The sequence below is a fragment of the Flavobacterium sp. HBTb2-11-1 genome (genome assembly GCF_009826975.1).
Taxonomy (GTDB): domain Bacteria; phylum Bacteroidota; class Bacteroidia; order Flavobacteriales; family Flavobacteriaceae; genus Flavobacterium.
Genome location: NZ_WUMO01000001.1, coordinates 1 through 16,880, shown reverse-complemented (window position 1 = coordinate 16,880; position 16,880 = coordinate 1). Strand labels below are relative to the sequence as shown.

At 31.2% G+C, this 16,880-nt stretch carries 14 protein-coding genes and 1 tRNA gene; 10 read left to right on the top strand and 5 right to left on the bottom strand.

Annotated features, from left to right (window positions below; genetic code table 11):
* Positions 1–40 precede the first annotated feature (40 nt).
* From rnr to GR162_RS00065, 3 genes are read left to right on the top strand one after another with little or no spacing between them, the layout of a single operon-like run.
* Positions 41–2,224, top strand: a complete 2,184-nt coding sequence (rnr, locus tag GR162_RS00075; protein ID WP_160780523.1) for a ribonuclease R — start codon at positions 41–43, stop codon at positions 2,222–2,224.
* A gap of 22 nt (positions 2,225–2,246) precedes the next feature.
* Positions 2,247–2,915: a head GIN domain-containing protein gene (locus GR162_RS00070; protein ID WP_160780522.1), complete on the top strand. Its 669-nt coding sequence runs from the start codon at positions 2,247–2,249 to the stop codon at positions 2,913–2,915.
* Between the two features lie 13 nt (positions 2,916–2,928).
* Positions 2,929–3,609 carry a LysE family translocator gene (locus tag GR162_RS00065; protein ID WP_160780521.1) on the top strand — a complete coding sequence of 227 codons (681 nt, stop codon included), beginning with the start codon at positions 2,929–2,931 and terminating at the stop codon, positions 3,607–3,609.
* Between the two features lie 440 nt (positions 3,610–4,049).
* Here GR162_RS00065 and GR162_RS00060 read toward each other — a convergent pair.
* Both GR162_RS00060 and folB read right to left on the bottom strand, forming a co-directional pair.
* A tRNA-Cys gene (locus tag GR162_RS00060) sits at positions 4,050–4,120 on the bottom strand.
* A 94-nt stretch (positions 4,121–4,214) separates the two neighbouring features.
* Positions 4,215–4,574, bottom strand: a complete 360-nt coding sequence (gene folB / locus GR162_RS00055; protein WP_008465779.1) for a dihydroneopterin aldolase — start codon at positions 4,572–4,574, stop codon at positions 4,215–4,217.
* A gap of 107 nt (positions 4,575–4,681) precedes the next feature.
* On the opposite strand from folB, the gene GR162_RS00050 reads away from it, so the two are divergent.
* From GR162_RS00050 to GR162_RS00030, 5 genes are all read left to right on the top strand, one after another.
* Complete coding sequence (locus GR162_RS00050; protein WP_160780520.1) at positions 4,682–6,799, top strand: glutamine--tRNA ligase/YqeY domain fusion protein; 2,118 nt, start codon at positions 4,682–4,684, stop codon at positions 6,797–6,799.
* A gap of 1,214 nt (positions 6,800–8,013) precedes the next feature.
* Positions 8,014–8,493 (top strand): hypothetical protein, encoded by a 480-nt coding sequence (locus GR162_RS00045; protein WP_091129193.1) that lies wholly within the window; start codon positions 8,014–8,016, stop codon positions 8,491–8,493.
* Positions 8,494–8,586: 93 nt separating this feature from the next.
* Positions 8,587–8,913 carry a YtxH domain-containing protein gene (locus GR162_RS00040; protein ID WP_008465774.1) on the top strand — a complete coding sequence of 109 codons (327 nt, stop codon included), beginning with the start codon at positions 8,587–8,589 and terminating at the stop codon, positions 8,911–8,913.
* A 75-nt stretch (positions 8,914–8,988) separates the two neighbouring features.
* The gene (locus tag GR162_RS00035; protein ID WP_091129197.1) at positions 8,989–9,339 is read left to right on the top strand and encodes a competence protein; all 351 of its coding nucleotides are present in this window, start codon (positions 8,989–8,991) and stop codon (positions 9,337–9,339) included.
* A 2-nt stretch (positions 9,340–9,341) separates the two neighbouring features.
* Complete coding sequence (locus tag GR162_RS00030) at positions 9,342–9,596, top strand: DUF6327 family protein (RefSeq protein WP_008465770.1); 255 nt, start codon at positions 9,342–9,344, stop codon at positions 9,594–9,596.
* A 19-nt stretch (positions 9,597–9,615) separates the two neighbouring features.
* Here GR162_RS00030 and GR162_RS00025 read toward each other — a convergent pair whose 3' ends face one another.
* On the bottom strand, positions 9,616–10,599 hold the full coding sequence (locus GR162_RS00025) for an SPFH domain-containing protein (RefSeq protein ID WP_160780519.1): 984 nt from the start codon (positions 10,597–10,599) through the stop codon (positions 9,616–9,618).
* A 255-nt stretch (positions 10,600–10,854) separates the two neighbouring features.
* A complete protein-coding gene (gene gltX, locus GR162_RS00020) occupies positions 10,855–12,360 on the bottom strand; it encodes a glutamate--tRNA ligase (RefSeq protein WP_160780518.1) in 1,506 nt (501 codons plus the stop codon).
* Positions 12,361–12,522: 162 nt separating this feature from the next.
* Here gltX and GR162_RS00015 point away from each other — a divergent pair, with 162 nt between their 5' ends.
* Together GR162_RS00015 and ybeY are read left to right on the top strand one after the other, a co-directional pair.
* A complete protein-coding gene (locus GR162_RS00015) occupies positions 12,523–15,924 on the top strand; it encodes a DUF4175 family protein (protein WP_160780517.1) in 3,402 nt (1,133 codons plus the stop codon).
* Positions 15,921–16,340, top strand: coding sequence for an rRNA maturation RNase YbeY (gene ybeY / locus GR162_RS00010; protein WP_160780516.1), 420 nt, complete (start codon positions 15,921–15,923; stop codon positions 16,338–16,340). Before GR162_RS00015 ends, ybeY begins: the two co-directional genes overlap by 4 nt.
* 344 nt (positions 16,341–16,684) lie before the next feature.
* Here the strand turns inward: ybeY and GR162_RS00005 are convergent.
* On the bottom strand, positions 16,685–16,880 hold a 196-nt coding region (locus GR162_RS00005; protein ID WP_160780515.1), incomplete at its 5' end, for a hypothetical protein.

The following is a 16,880-nucleotide window of genomic DNA, read 5'->3' as shown; positions in this document are numbered from 1 at the left end:
ATTTCTTATTTGTAATTTTAAACCTTATAAGAGAAGATTTATGAGTAAGAAAATTAGAAAGCCGATAAAAAAAGAGAAAGATTTCTCTGGGAAAATCCTGAAGATTTTATCGCAAAACGCTAATAAGCCATTCAATTACAAACAGATAGGAGCAAAGCTAGAACTTGATGATACCAAAAGCAGAAATCAGATTATCAAAGATCTAAAGATTCTGGCAGCTCAGAAGAAAATCATAGAAACAGAACCTGGAAAATACTTAGTAAAAGCAATCAGCCAGGATTACTACGAAGGAACGATAGATATGACGAGCAGAAAAACGGCATATTTTATTTGTGACGAGTTTGAAGAAGATGTTTTTATTCCGACCAATAATTTGAATCGTGCTTTAGATAAAGACAAAGTAAGGGTTTACGTTTATAATAGAAGAAAAGGAAAAAGACCTGAAGGTGAGGTAATTGAAGTTCTTGAAAGAGATAAAACAGAGTTTGTAGGTGTAATAGATATGCAGCCTAATTTTGCTTTTGTTTCTACTGCAAATCCTAAAATGTATACCGATATTTTTATTCCAAAAGATAAAATTGGTGAAGCCGAAAATGGAGATGTAGTTTTAGTGAAGATTGAAGATTGGCCAAAAAGAGCAGATAGTCCGTTTGGATCTGTAATTCGAGTTTTAGGAAAACCTGGAGAGCATAATACTGAGATTCATGCTATTTTGGCTGAATATGGTTTGCCAGCAGATTTTCCGGTAGAAGTAGAGGTTTTTGCACAAAAATTGGATACTTCTATTCAGGAATCTGAGATTGCAAAACGTCGTGATATGCGTGATACGCTTACGTTTACGATAGATCCAAAAGATGCAAAAGATTTTGATGATGCCTTGTCTTTCAAAAAGTTAGAAAATGGAAACTTCGAAATTGGAATTCATATCGCCGATGTTTCGTATTATTTGGAAGAGGGAACCATCCTAGATGATGAAGCGTATCAAAGAGCCACTTCGGTTTATTTGGTAGATAGGGTAGTGCCAATGCTTCCAGAAGTATTGTCTAACTTTGCTTGTTCGCTTCGTCCGAATGAAGAGAAATATACTTTCTCTGCTATATTTGAAGTTTCTCCAACGGCACAGGTTATTAACCAATGGTTTGGAAGAACTGTAATTTATTCAGATCAGCGTTTTGCTTATGAAGAAGCTCAGCATATTATTGAAACTAAAGGAAATAATACGATTCCAGTTGATGTTTCTATTACTGGAGAATCTTATGTTGTATCCGATGAAATTGTTGAAGCGACTTTAAAACTAGATGAATTGGCTAAAATTTTGAGAAAGAAAAGAATGCAGCAAGGCGCTATTTCTTTTGATAAAGTCGAAGTGAAATTTAATCTTAACGAAGAAGGAGAACCAGAAGGAGTATATTTTAAAATATCAAAAGATGCCAATCATTTGATTGAAGAATTTATGCTTTTGGCTAATAGAAAAGTAGCAGAATACATTGGAAAACAGAAGAAAACCTTTGTTTACCGTATTCACGATGAACCAAATGAAGATAAGTTAATTGCAATGCAGACTGTAATTGCTAAGTTTGGTTATAAAATTGATTTTAGAACAAAAGGCGATATAGCAAAATCAATAAACGCTTTGATGGAAGAAGTAAACGGTAAGAAAGAACAAAATCTTATTGATACTCTTGCCATTAGAAGTATGAGTAAAGCCAAATATTCGACCGATAATATTGGCCACTACGGTTTAGCTTTTGATTATTATAGCCATTTTACATCGCCAATTCGTCGTTATCCAGACGTTATGGTACACAGATTGTTGCAATATTATTTGGATGGAGGAGCTTCTGTAGACGAAGAAACGTACGAAACCAAATGTCTGCATTGTTCAAACATGGAAAACTTAGCAACAAATGCTGAGCGTGACAGTATCAAATACATGCAGGTCAAATACATGCAAGATCATCAGGAAGAAGAATTCCTTGGTGTTATTTCTGGTGTGACCGAATGGGGAATTTATGTTGAAATCGTTTCTAACAAATGTGAAGGAATGGTAAGAATCAGAGAGATAAAAGAGGATTACTATACTTTTGACGAAAGGCAATATGCATTGGTTGGAGCAACTTCAAACCGTTTACTACAGTTAGGAGACGAAATTTATGTGAAAGTAAAAAATGCCGACTTAGTGAAAAAACAACTTGATTTTCATTTTTTAAGAAGAGCAGAATAAATATTAATTTAAAAATAAAAGTATGAAAAAGCTAATTATAGGAGCAGCAATTTTATTTGTACAAATGTCTTTTGGTCAAGTTACCAAAGAGTTAGGTGATTTTGATACCGTAAAAGTATTTGATAAATTAAGTGTAAAACTAGTTCAAGGATCTGAAAATAAAATTGTTATAAAAGGAGCAAGAGAAGCAGAAGTTGAAGTTGTTAACAAAAACGGTATTTTGAAACTAAGAATGCCTTTTCCAAAACTTCTTTCAGGAAATGATCTTGATATAACTTTGTATTATAAACACATCGAATTGATTGATGTAAATGAAGGAGCAGAGGTAAAAACCAGTGAAGCCATCAAAGCGACTTCTTTTAAAGTGAGTGCTCAAGAAGGAGGTATCATTACCGTAGATTTGGATGTTGATAAACTAAAAGTAAGCTCAGTTTCTGGAGGTAAAATTACGCTAACAGGAAAAGCTGCAAATCAAGATGCAAGTTTAGGAGCAGGAGGATATTTACTAGCAAGTAAATTAGAAACGTCTCAGACTACTGTAAGCGTTTCTGCGGGCGGAAAAGCCGATGTTAATGCTTCAACCCTTGTTGATGCAAAAGTGAGCGCAGGAGGCTCTATTTACATTTATGGAAAACCAAAGCAAATAAACCAGAAAACAGTTTTTGGCGGTAAAATAGAAGAAGTAAAATAACAAGTAGTAATTGATGATTAACGATATTCTAGCGGGACTTCCTTGGGGACTTGTTCTTAGTTTTATGGTAGGTCCTGTATTTTTTGTTTTATTAGAAACCAGTATTACAAAAGGATTTAGAGCTGCAATTGTTTTTGATTTAGGAGTAGTATTCGGCGATATTTTCTTTATTGCTATTGCTTATCTTGGAAGTTATAGGCTGATTTCTAGTTTAAAAGATGATCCAGCACTTTTTATTTTTGGCGGAATAATTATGCTTTCTTATGGTATCATTTCGTTTGTGAAACTAAAGAAAGAAGAAAAAATAAACGATGAAGAGATCGACCGTGATATTCTGAAAAGAAATTATGGAAGTTTGTTTGTAAAAGGTTTTTTATTGAACGTTATCAACATTGGTGTTCTTGGTTTTTGGCTTGCTGTAATTATTTCTGTTGGGCCAAAATTAGATATGCAGACTTCAAGAATGATGACATTTTTTACTGCTGTAATCATCACTTACTTATTAATTGATTGTGCTAAGATTTTATTAGCCAAACAGTTAAAATCAAAAATGACTCCGAATAATATTCTTAAAATTAAAAAAGGAATTAGTGTTGTTTTAATGATTTTCGGATTTGCGTTAGTAATTCAAGGCTGGTTTCCAAAAGAAAAAGAAATGGTTAAAAATGCTTTCGAAAGAATAGAAAAGAAGTAGTTGTTAATAACTCAAAACTATAAATTAAACCTCTGAATTTCAGAGGTTTTTTTTGTGTTTATAACTGTTAGTTTTGAACTTTGTCAAAGTTGACAACAGTTTGTCATTTCAACGTAAGGAGAAATCTTCACGAGAAGCTCTACAAAGATTGGACAAATTGTTGCGGAGTTACTTGTGAAGATTTCTCCTTACGTCGAAATGACAAGATTGTGGTAAAATTACGCATAAAAAAAAGAGACACATTTCTGTATCTCTTTTTGAGAAATCGTTCGGATTCGAACCAATATATTTAATTAATTTTTTCTAAAAATTAGACATAAAAAAAACCTTCAAATTGCTTTGAAGGTTTTGAGGCATCATCCGGATTCGAACATATATTTTAATTAATTTTTTCTAAAAATTAGACATAAAAAAACCTTCAAATTGCTTTGAAGGTTTTGAGGCATCGTCCGGATTCGAACCGGAGTAGGAGCTTTTGCAGAGCCCAGCCTAGCCGCTCGGCCACGACGCCATTACTTGAACGGTTGGCAAAAGTAACTAAAATCTTTAAATTTCAAAAGTTTCATAGTAACTATTTTAAAATTTTAGGATTTTAATTTTAAACATTACTTTCTAATTTCCGTCATTTTTATAGTAACTGACTCAACATCACCACCAATAGGCGGATTAATTTTAGAAACCCAAACTGTTGTTTTTTCTACAGTTTCTATCTCTGCCAATACTCTAAGATTGATTCTTTTGGCTACATGTTCTAATAAATGCGAACGAATTGCCATTTCTTCCGTCACAATTTTGTTCAAATGTACATAGTCAACAGTGTCTAAAAGATGATCTGTTTCTGCTGATTTCTGTAAATTGGTTTTAATTTTTAAATCTACTGTGTAATCAGATCCAATTTTTCCTTCTTCAATTAAACATCCGTGGTAAGAAAAAGTACGGATATTTTTCAGTTTTATAACTCCCATTTTTATGTTGTTTCACGTTTAAAGTTTCAGGTTTTGCGCTAGTTAAATAACTTTAAACCTGAAACCTGAAACCTTTTTTTTATCTTTGCTAAAATTACTATAAAATAATGGCATCAGAAGAGAAATCACTCAATTTTATTGAACAAATCATAGAGGAAGACGTAAAATCAGGTCTTTCAAATACTAAACTTCGCTTTCGTTTTCCACCAGAACCTAATGGTTATTTACACATTGGGCACGCGAGTTCTATTGCGTTAAATTTTGGTTTAGGAATTGATTATCAATCTCCTGTGAATTTACGTTTTGATGATACAAACCCTGAAAAAGAAGAACAGGAATTTGTTGATGCTATTAAAAAAGATGTAGAATGGCTAGGTTACAAATGGGCTGAAGAATGTTATGCATCAGATTATTTCCAACAATTATACGATTGGGCAGTTTTATTGATTAAAAAAGATAAAGCGTATGTTGACAGTCAATCTTCTGAAGAAATGGCGATCCAAAAAGGAACTCCAACAACTCCAGGAACTGACAGTCCATACAGAAATCGTTCTGTTGAAGAAAACTTAGATTTATTCGAAAGAATGAAAAACGGTGAATTTGAGGCTGGTACACATATTCTTCGTGCAAAAATTGACATGAAATCAACCAACATGTTAATGCGTGATCCAATTATGTATAGAATTTTACACAAACATCACCACAGAACTGGAGATGCTTGGAAAATCTATCCAATGTACGATTGGGCACACGGACAAAGTGATTATTTAGAGCAAATTTCTCACTCATTTTGTACACTTGAATTTTTGCCTCACCGTGAATTATACGATTGGTTTTTAGATCAAATTTTTGATGAAAATAAACTGCGTCCAAAACAAAGAGAGTTTGCAAGACGTAACTTATCACACACTGTTGTTAGTAAAAGAAAATTACAGCAACTAGTTAAAGAAAAGCATGTTAACGGCTGGGATGATCCAAGAATGTCAACTATATCTGGATTAAGAAGACGTGGTTATACAGCTGCTTCTTTACGTAATTTTGCTAATACAATTGGTATTGCAAAACGTGATAATTTAATAAATGTATCGGTTTTAGAATTCTGTATTCGTGAAGATTTGAATAAAATTGCACCTCGTGTAATGGCTGTTTTAGATCCTGTAAAATTGGTAATTACCAATTATCCAGAAGAAAAAGAGGAGTGGTTGGAAGCTGAAAATAACCAGGAAGATGAAAGTGCTGGTTTCAGAAAAGTGCCTTTTTCTCGTGAATTATACATTGAAAGAGAAGACTTTTTAGAAGAAGCTCCTGCTAAATTTTTTCGTTTGACTTTAGGAAAAGAAGTTCGTCTTAAAAATGCATATATCATTAAAGGTGAATCTGTTATAAAAGATGAAAACGGAAATATAACCGAAATTCATGTTACTTATGATACTGATTCTTTAAGCGGAAGCGGAACAGAAGCAAGCCAAAGAAAAGTATCTGGAACATTACATTGGGTTTCAATCAAACATGCATTGGAAGCAGAAGTTCGTTTGTACGATCGTTTGTTTACAGATGAAGCTCCAGACAGTTATAAAGAAAAGAATTTCTTAGATTTTGTGAATCCAAATTCATTAGAAATTGTAACTGGATATGTTGAACCAAGTTTATCAACTGCTCAAAATGAAGATAAATTCCAGTTTCAACGTTTAGGATATTTTACTGTTGATAAAGATTCAACTCCTTCAAAATTAGTATTTAACAAGACTGTTGGATTGAAAGATGCTTGGGAAGAAAAAGGTAAAAAAGAAGAAAACAGCATCAATAACTCTTTAAAAGAAATCAACAAATATTTTAAAGTTGAAACTAAAGCTGAAAGAATTGCAATTGAAAGTGCGATAGGCGATAATATCAAAAACATCTCTAGTTTTTCTCTTTTACAAAATTCTTTGAAGAAAAATATCAACAATAATAAGGCTTCACTGTTATTTTCTCAGTTTATTTTGAAATATTCAAACTGGAAATCTGCAGATTTTGAAGAAGAAGATATTAAGAAATTATATTCAATGTCTTTAAAAAGTGAATCGACTTATGTAAGATCAAAAGCACTTTTGAATTTAAGAGATATTGAAAGTGAAGATTTGAGAAATCAGTTTTCTGACGAAATTTTGAAATTATATTCAAATCCACCAAAAAATGCTTCTGAAAGAGAAATTGAAATTCTTTCTGAAATGGTGAAGAAGTAATATCAACTAAATTTATGAAAAGCGCTTTTATAAGCGCTTTTTTTTATTATATAGAATAACTATTAAAATTGATAAATTTATAATTATTATAAATCAAAAGTGACTTTCATAAATTGATTTTAAAAGAAAATAAAAAAATATTGGATAAGGAATTCATTTTGTAAATTTTCGTTTAGCTAGAAGCTTTATTTTGATTTTTGTCTTTTTTATCTCCTAATTTATCGCATCAAACTTTATAATATAGTTTTAATTGATATTATTTATATATTTAATTATATGTATTTATTATTTATAAAATCTATAATATTTACAATTTTAATTTATTTTTTGAATTAAAAATAACTTTCATAAATTGTCTTTAAGCTAACATAAAAAATGGTCGAATAGAGAAGACCTTTTTTTGTTTTCTATTCCTTAAAATTCTTTATTTCAATTTTTCTCTTTTTTAGTTCAAGTTTTCTTCTCAAAAAACTAAAATTAAAGTTTTTTCTTATTTTTTAAATTTTGACTTCAATTTTTGTAATTATAAGTTTTGATGATTATTATAAATTAAAATTTAGATTTTGACTATTATTTATAAAACTGACCATAGAATTTAAAACAATAGTTTTTTATTATTTTTTAAGTCCTTGACTTTAATTTTGTACCTATAACTTTTTATTATTAATTTATTAAAATTTTAGTTTTTAATTATTATTTATAAAAATGATTATAAATATAAAAATAATAGTTTTTACATATTAATTTTAACCTTCATAAATTGATTTTAAGACGTTTTTTAAAGTGAATTGATAGATAACTCATTTTTTGAATTATTGTTTATTTAAAGCATTTATTTTGATTTTTACTGTTATTTTAGTCAGTTTAACGGCTTGTTAACACACAATTGTTTATAAAGTTGCTATTTTTAACTCAATACCAAAAGTCAGAGATGATTTTTGTAAAAAATTAAAATTTGCCGTAAAGAATCTAAGTTGAAAATGTATTGTTTTTAGAAACTCGTAATTTTTATGACAATGGATTTTCAAAACTGATTTCCCAAAAAGACAATTTTATGTTCTCATTTTTATTATGATGCAATTTTGATAATATTTCCCGTAAAAGATATTTTTCAAATTATATTGTAATAACAAAATTCCATAATGTTGAATTTGAGTGAAAGTTTAGTTTTTAAATTTCAATTCTGACAATTTTTAATTTAAATCTAATTTATCATGAAAATTTTATATTTCGCAGTAGCACTATTATTTGCAAACGTAGCAATTTCACAAACACATCAAATTACAAAACACAATGGAGAACAGCTTGATGTAAATTTTATTAAAAACGAAAATGGTTTTGTTTATTATTCTTTAAATGGAAGTTCTGAAGAAATCAAAATTAGCAAACATGCTGTTTCATCAATTACAAACAAGCAAACAAAACAAACTCAGAAAATTTCTGATAAAATAGTAGTTGATTCTAAAGACGATTACAAAATGGTAACTGTTCTTCCACAAGAAAAAACAATAGGACTGAAACAGGCAGCTAGTTTTACAGGAGTCTCAACAAGGACAAAAGGTGAACCGCCAATTGCAAATCAGAAACAGACTGCTATGAGAATCAAATCTAAATCGGCTTCAAATGGTTATCCTTTTGTTAGCATTGTCGAAAAAGCAGATGGTAAGTACGAAGCTGTGGCTTATGTGTATTAATAAGATTGTTAATTTTTTGTAAATTACAAATAATCAAAGTTTTATCATTTTAAAAAAGAGTATCTTTATTAATAATTTTAAATTGTAACTATCATGTCTAAGAATTTAAATACAGCAGCAGCAATTTTAGCTGCAGCAGCTGCAGGAGCGGCGATAGGAATTTTATTTGCACCTGATAAAGGATCTAAAACTCGAGCAAAAATTAAAGAAGGTTTAGATGATGCAAGGCATAATTTGAAAGATTCTTTTGATGCAAGTTCAGAAGTTTTACGTGAAAAGTTTGCTCACGCAAAGAAAAACTTAGACGGAACGTATGAAGATTTACTTTCGAATATGAGTTACAAAACAGAAGAAGTGATCACTTTTTTAGAAAGTAAACTTGCTGAACTAAAAGCACATAACGCTAAACTTCAGAAATAATATTTTTATAAAGCACATTACTTGCTTATTTTTATAAGACAGTTTTGTGCTTTTTTATTTAAAAAAATAGAATTTATGGCTTTTGAAGAATTAAAAGAAAACACTGAAAAAGTTCAAGATCAGGCTAAAGAATATATTGAAAGTCATTTAGCTTATTATAAACTTTGGGGGTTTAAGGTTGCAATGAAATCAACAACTTTAATCTTTAAGTTTACTTTGATTTTATTGTGTTTCAGTATGGTTATGATTTTTGGATCTTTTGCCGCAGCGTATGCTTTTGGTTCTTTGTTTGAAAGTAATGCTCTCGGATTTTTGACAGTAGGAGGGATCTATTTGGTGCTGACTATTTTACTTTTCTTTGTAAAAGATAAAGTAGTAGAAGGACCAATCTTGGAGAAATTTTCAGAAATCTTTTTTAATGATTAATTATGGAAAGAAAAAAATACTCTTCGTATGCTGAGATTGAAAGAGATCTGGAAATTTTGAAATTGGAAAAAGAAATCAATTATCAGAAATTGGTTTTAAGTTTTCAGAAAACCAAAGAAAGCATTACTCCGCAAAATATTGTAAATGGTTTTATTTCATCTTACACAGGTTATGTCAAAAAATCATTTCCAGAAATTTTGCAATCCGTTTTACCATTTATCATCAGTTGGTTTATAAATAGAAAAAGAGGCGATTAAGCCTCTTTTTGTTTTTCAATTATTGTTGAACATCTGGTTGAACGTCATCTTCGTAACCAGATTGTCTTGGTGTTTGTTTTGGTTTTTCAATTTTCTTATTTCCTTTTTTCATCATTTCGCCAACTTGGTTAGAAGCTGTAAAGGAAGCAACCATATTGTTTAACATGTCAGTTCCAGCTTGTGGAGAATTTGGAAGAAGAATTAGGTTTGAATTTGTATCAGATCCAATAGATTGTAATGTATCATAATGCTGAGTAACTACAATTAGGGCAGAAGCTTCTTGAGAATTAATTCCAACTTGGTTTAAAACTTCAACACTTTCTACAAGACCTCTTGCAATTTCACGACGTTGATCTGCGATACCTTGTCCTTGTAAACGTTTACTTTCTGCTTCGGCTTTTGCTTTTGCAACGATTCTAATTCTTGAACTTTCAGCTTCAAATTCTGCAGCAGTTTTTTCTCTATCTGCAGCATTGATTCTATTCATTGCATTTTTTACTTGAATGTCTGGATCAATATCAGTAACCAAAGTATTGATGATATCATATCCGTATGCAGACATTGCTTCGTTCAATTCGCGTTTTACTGCAACTGCAATATCATCTTTTCTTTCAAAAACATCATCCAATTTTAGTTTCGGAACTTCAGCACGAACCACATCAAATACATAAGAAGTAATTTGATCGTGTGGATATTCTAGTTTATAAAATGCTTCGTATACTTTTTCTTGTATTACTTTGAACTGAACCGAAACTTTCATTTTAATAAAAACGTTGTCTCTAGTTTTAGTTTCAATGATAACATCCAATTGCTGAATTTTAAGATTTACACGCCCGGCCAATCTATCAACCAACGGAATTTTAAGTTGTAATCCTGAATTTCTAACACTCTGAAATTTTCCAAATCGCTCGATAATAACAGACGATTGCTGTTTTACAGTAAAGAAAGACGACATAAAAATGAAGAATGCCAATACTAAAAAGATAATAAATGCTGTACTCATGGTTATTTAGTTTAATTTATGAATTTGGTAATTTACGAAAATTCTTCTAAAATAAAATTTTCAAACATTAAAAAAACGCTAAGAACATTTTTGAAATGTTACGTAGCGTTTAGTTTTTTTTGAACCATTAAGTTCATTTAGAAAATTAAGATCAAATCTTTGTCAAGACAATTAAGCTTTATGAACTTAAAAACTTTCCTTTTTTTTACCGTTAAGTTCAGCTTAATTTTCTTAATATCTTAATGGTAAAATTTTTTATAGAGTAGCTATCGCTTTCTGAATTCTAGAAATAGTTTCTTCTTTTCCAATGATTTCAACAATGTCAAATAGGTGAGGACCTTTAAGAGCTCCAACCAAACTTAAACGGAAAGGTTGCATTACTTTCCCCATTCCGATTTCGTTTTTAGTTAACCAATCTTTTACGATTGCTTCAATATTTGCAGAAGTAAAATCTTCAATATTTTCTAAAACAGAAATCAGTTCCTGCATTAAAGTTGGAGTTTCTTCTTTCCAATTTTTACTTGCTTTTTCATCATAAGATGTTGGCGCCTGGAAAAAGAAATCTGTCAAATCCCAAAATTCAGAAACGAAATTTGCTCTTTCTTTGATAAGTGATACTATGCGAGTTGTCACTTCGAGCGGAGTAGAGAAGCCTTTTTCTTCTAAAATAGGAGAGAAGCTTTTTGCTAAATCGGCATCATTTTGTTTTACTAAATATTGGTGGTTGAACCATTTGTTTTTCTCTGGATCAAATTTAGCTCCAGCTTTGTGAACTCTATTTAAGTCAAAAGATTCAGCTAATTCATCTAAAGAAAATAATTCTTTATCTGTTCCATCATTCCATCCAAGTAAAGCTAAGAAGTTTACAACTGCTTCTGGGAAAAATCCTTTTTCTCTGTATCCAGATGAAACACCTTCTTCGGTTTTCCATTCTAATGGAAATACTGGGAATCCCATTTTGTCTCCATCTCTTTTTGATAATTTACCATTTCCAACTGGTTTCAAAATCAGAGGTAAATGAGCAAATTCTGGAGCTTCCCAACCAAATGCTTTGTATAATAAAACGTGAAGTGGCATAGATGGCAACCATTCTTCCCCACGAATTACATGTGAAGTTTCCATTAAATGATCATCCACAATATTAGCTAAATGGTATGTTGGCATTCCGTCACTTTTGAAAAGAACTTTATCATCCAAAAGATTAGTTTCAAACTTAACATCGCCACGAATAATATCTTTCAAATGTAAAGTTTCATCAACAGGAGTTTTAAAACGGATTACATAATGTTCTCCATTTGCAATTCTTGTAGCAACTTCATCAGCAGAAATTACTAAAGAAGTATCTAACTTTTCACGATTGTGATGATTGTAAATAAATGTTTTTCCTTCAGCTTCGTGTTGTTTTCTATGTGCATCCAAAGCTTCAGGAGTATCAAAAGCATAATATGCCCAACCAGAATTGATCAACTGATCTGCATATTGCTGGTATAAATCTTTACGTTCGCTTTGTCTGTACGGACCAAATTTTTCATTTTTTCCAACCGTTTCTTCAGGAGCAATTCCTAACCATTCAAGAGCTTCCATAATGTAAGCCTCTGCACCAGGAACAAAACGAGTCTGATCTGTATCTTCAATTCTTAGATAAAAAACACCGTTATGTTTTTTTGCAAATAAATAATTAAATAAGGCAGTACGAACTCCGCCAATATGTAACGGTCCAGTCGGACTTGGTGCAAAACGCACACGAACTTGCTTTGACATTTGTTTAAAATTTTGTTGCAAAGATACGACTTTCAATAAATTCAAATTTTTAAAAATTCCAAATTCCAAACTAGGTGAATCCTTGGAATTTGGAATTTATTTTTTGGAATTTGAATCTTTATAATTATTACTTTTATAGGTTATAATTAAAACAGACTTATTTTGAAAACATCATCTGCAATATATCAAAAGTTAGAGGCTTTCATTAAGAAATATTATACCAACGAACTGATAAAAGGGATCTTACTTTTTACCGGTTTTGGTTTATTGTATTTTCTATTTACGCTTTTTGTAGAGTACTTTCTTTGGCTAAAACCATTGGGAAGAACTTTTCTATTTTGGTTATTTGTTGGAGTTGAAGTTTTCCTTTTAGTCCGTTTAATTCTTTTCCCATTATTCAAGTTATTCAAACTTCAAAAGGGAATTGATTATAGCCAAGCTTCAAAAATTATTGGAAATCATTTCACAGAAGTGAGCGATAAGCTGACTAACTTTTTGCAATTGTCATCTGAGAACAATGCTGAAAATTCAGAATTGGTTTTGGCATCGATAGAGCAAAAAGCAAATTCTTTACAGCCAATTCCTTTTGGAAATGCCATCAATTTTAAAGCTAACAAAAAATATTTGCCATTAGCTTTAGTTCCAATTTTGCTTTTTGCTGTGTTTTATATTTCTGGAAATAGCAATGTAATTTCTCAAAGTTTGAATAGAGTAGTCCATTTCAATTCTGCATTTTTGCCACCGGCTCCTTTCAAATTTGTGGTTTTGAATTCTAATTTGCAAGCAGAACAAAACAAAGATTTTGTAATTAAAATGGAATCTGTTGGAAACGTAGTTCCAGAAAATGTCATGATTCATATTGGTAACGAAAGTTATTTTATGGAATCTTCTCAACCAGGAAAGTTTGAATTTAAAATTGAAAAGCCTTCTGAAAATATTCAATTTTCTTTTGAAGGAAATTCGGTTGTTTCTGAAGAATATGAATTGAAAGTGATCACAGTTCCATCCATTGCAAACTTCGAAATGGTTTTAAGTTTTCCTTCTTATCTAAAGAAAAAATCAGAGACAATTCAGGGAACTGGAAATGCAATTGTACCTGAAGGAACCACTGTAACTTGGAAAATGAATACCAAATCTACCCAAGAAGTAGTATGGAAAAGAGATAATGAAGTATTTAAGTTCAATAAGGCAGAAAATGAGTTTAAATTGGCTAAAAATATTAGTCAAAATACCGAATATCAAATACTTACGTCTAATGATAAAGTTAAAAACTACGAAAAACTAGACTATCAGCTGTCTGTTATCAAAGATCAGTTTCCAACCATCAATGTAGGTCCTGCGCCAGACAGTTTGAAGCTTGATAAGAACTATATTCTAGGAAGATTGGGTGACGATTACGGACTTTCGAAATTACAAATCGTATACTACGAACGTAACAAACCACAGTCTGCTAAGCGTGGAAACATTCCTGTGAAGGCTGGAGTATTTGATCAGTTTGTTTTTAATTTTCCAAGTAACCTTCCTGTAGAAGAAGGAGTTTCATACGAATACTATTTTGAAGTTTTTGATAACGATGCACCACACGGATTTAAGTCTACAAAGTCTTCTACGTTTTCAGATCGTGTAGCTACAACAGATGAAATTCAGGATCAAGAATTACAACAGCAAAATCAAAATATCAATAGTTTATCTAAATCTTTGAAGAATCAAACGAAGCAGATTTCAGAAATGGATAAGCTTCAGAATACAGGAAAAGAAAAAGATAATTTAGAGTTTAAAGATCAACAGAAGATCAATGATTTTATCAAGCGTCAGAAACAACAAGACGAAATGATGAAACAATTTTCTGAGAAAATGAATCAGAATTTAGATAAGTTCAAAGAGGATAAGAAGGATAAAACTGCCGAAGATTTACAAAAGCGTTTAGATAATGCACAGAAAGATTTAGAAAAGAATCAGAAATTATTAGACGAATTAAAGAACTTAAACGATAAATTAAACAGTGAAGAACTGTTTGATAAGATGGAAAAGTTCAAACAAATCAGTAAAAACCAATCTCGTAATTTAGAACAATTGGTGGAATTAACCAAGCGTTTTTACGTTTCAAAGAAAGCAGAACAGGTTGCTGAGAAACTAAATAAACTGTCAGAACAACAGGAACAGTTATCTAATAAAGAGAAAGAAAATACTAAAGAGAAGCAGGATGAGATCAATAAATCTTTTGATAAGATTCAGGAAGATTTAAAAGATTTGAAAGAGGAGAATAAGACTTTAAAGAAACCTTTAGATATTCCATCTGATGCTTCCAAAGAGAAAGATGTAGACAATGACTTGAATAAAGCTTCTGAGGAATTGAGTAAAAAGAATACATCTGGAGCTAAGCCAAAACAGAAAAGTGCTGCAAAGAAAATGAAGTCTATGGCTCAGGAAATGCAGAGCGAAATGGAGGGTGGGGAACAAGAACAATTAGAAGAAGATGTAGCAATGCTTCGTCAGATTCTAGATAATCTTTTAGCATATTCTTTATCACAAGAGGATGTGATGAAACAGTTTAAAGCAATGAAATTAGGTTCGTCGACATTCACAAAAAACATCAAGATTCAGCAGAATTTAAAACAGCAATTCAGACATGTTGATGATAGTTTGTTTGCACTTTCATTACGTAATCCAAAGGTAGCAGAAGACGTTACCAAGGAAATTGGAAATGTACAATACAACATGGACAAGGCTATAGAAACCTTAACGGATGTTCAAATCCCAAGAGGAGTTTCACACCAGCAATATGCAGTTTCATCAGCAAATAAGTTAGCCGATTTCTTAAGTGATTTATTGAATAACATGCAGATGTCTATGCCTAAACCGGGAGCAGGAAAACCTAAATCTGGAGACGGACAAGGAATGCAGTTACCAGATATTATTCAGAAACAAAAAGGTCTTGCTGATAAAATGAAAGATGGAATGAAGTCTGGACAACAGCAAGGTGATAAACCTGGTGAAGGAAAAGATGGAAAGTCTGGACAAGGACAAAGTGGTCAAGGAAAAGAAGGACAGGGCAAAGAAGGACAAGGAAGTAAAAGTGGCGATAAAGGTACTTCTGGTAAAGATGGAAAGAATGGAAAAGGGGAAAAGAACGGTAATGAAGGAGAAGATGGAGAAGGTGACGCAGAAGCTATAATGGAAATCTACAAAGAGCAAGTTAAGCTTCGTGAAGCACTACAAAAAGAATTAGCGAAGAAAGGTTTAGATGCTCAAGGCAGATCTATTATTGATCAAATGAAACAATCTGAAAAGCAGATTTTGAATAAAGGATTTAAGAATGAGAACCTTCAACGTATTCTTAATATCCAGCAAGAATTATGGAAATTGAACAATGCAGTTCAGCAACAAGGTCAGGATACACAAAGACAATCTGAAACTAATAAGGCAGAATTTACGAATCGTTCGAATGCTTTACCAAGTTCACTATTGGAATATTTAAACAGTGTGGAGATATTAAACAGACAATCACTACCTTTGCGCTCGAATTTTAATCAAAAAGTTCAAGAATACTTTAATACAAAATGATAAATTTTAATTACGAAACAGATTTTACTTTAGGAGACGAGCAAGCTTTTAGTGACTGGCTTAGTGCTGTAATTGTTTCTGAAAACAAGAATGAAGGAGAAATCAATTATATATTTTGTGACGATGAATATCTTCATAAAATCAATGTTGAATATCTAGATCATGATACTCTTACTGATATTATCAGTTTTGATTATACAGTTGGTAACGAGTTAAATGGAGATATTTTTGTTTCTGTAGAACGTGTTGCAGACAACGCAAAAGACTTCAATGTTTCATTTGCTGAAGAACTTAAAAGAGTGCTGTCTCATGGTATACTTCATTACTGTGGATATAAAGATAAGACAGATGAAGATGCTCAATTAATGAGAGCTAAGGAAGAGGAGAAGATAAAGATGTTTCACGTGGAACAGTAATTAAACCTCTTTTTTTATTATAGGTATGTTCCACGTGAAACGTTTTTAATTTTGATTTTTTATAACGTTCCACGTGAAATATATTTAGAAATTATAAATAAATAATAACGTTCCACGTGGAACGTTATATAGAAAATTCGAGTAAAAGATTAAATCGTTCCACGTGGAACGATTTTTAGGTTTGAATTTAAAAGAGAAAAAAGTAATGTTTCCCGTGGAATGATTTTTGAAAAATTGAAATTTTTAAGATTGATTTTTTTTTAAACGTTTCACGTGGAACATAGGAAGTTTTTGATTTGGGATGTGTAGAATAGAAAATTAGAATGGAAGTTTAGAATGGAAGTTTAGAATGGAAGTTTAGAATGTTTTACGTGAAACGTATACTTTGAAAGTTCTCTGTTTTGAAATTTCTGATTGGAAGTTCTCTGATTGAAAGTTCTCTGATTGAAAGTTCTCTGATTGAAAGTTCTGTTTGGAAGTTCTGATTTGAAAGTTCTGATTTGAAAGTTCTGATTTGAAAGTTCTGATTTGAAAGTTCTG

Excerpts from the sequence above, each read along its gene's own strand:
- GR162_RS00050 (WP_160780520.1), top strand. The coding sequence starts at position 4,682 with ATGGCATCAGAAGAGAAATCACTCAATTTTATTGAACAAATCATAGAG.
- GR162_RS00065 (WP_160780521.1), top strand. The coding sequence starts at position 2,929 with ATGATTAACGATATTCTAGCGGGACTTCCTTGGGGACTTGTTCTTAGT.
- GR162_RS00025 (WP_160780519.1), bottom strand. The coding sequence starts at position 10,599 with ATGAGTACAGCATTTATTATCTTTTTAGTATTGGCATTCTTCATTTTT.
- rnr (WP_160780523.1), top strand. The coding sequence starts at position 41 with ATGAGTAAGAAAATTAGAAAGCCGATAAAAAAAGAGAAAGATTTCTCT.
- GR162_RS00030 (WP_008465770.1), top strand. The coding sequence starts at position 9,342 with ATGGAAAGAAAAAAATACTCTTCGTATGCTGAGATTGAAAGAGATCTG.
- ybeY (WP_160780516.1), top strand. The coding sequence starts at position 15,921 with ATGATAAATTTTAATTACGAAACAGATTTTACTTTAGGAGACGAGCAA.
- GR162_RS00045 (WP_091129193.1), top strand. The coding sequence starts at position 8,014 with ATGAAAATTTTATATTTCGCAGTAGCACTATTATTTGCAAACGTAGCA.
- GR162_RS00040 (WP_008465774.1), top strand. The coding sequence starts at position 8,587 with ATGTCTAAGAATTTAAATACAGCAGCAGCAATTTTAGCTGCAGCAGCT.
- GR162_RS00035 (WP_091129197.1), top strand. The coding sequence starts at position 8,989 with ATGGCTTTTGAAGAATTAAAAGAAAACACTGAAAAAGTTCAAGATCAG.
- gltX (WP_160780518.1), bottom strand. The coding sequence starts at position 12,360 with ATGTCAAAGCAAGTTCGTGTGCGTTTTGCACCAAGTCCGACTGGACCG.
- GR162_RS00070 (WP_160780522.1), top strand. The coding sequence starts at position 2,247 with ATGAAAAAGCTAATTATAGGAGCAGCAATTTTATTTGTACAAATGTCT.
- folB (WP_008465779.1), bottom strand. The coding sequence starts at position 4,574 with ATGGGAGTTATAAAACTGAAAAATATCCGTACTTTTTCTTACCACGGA.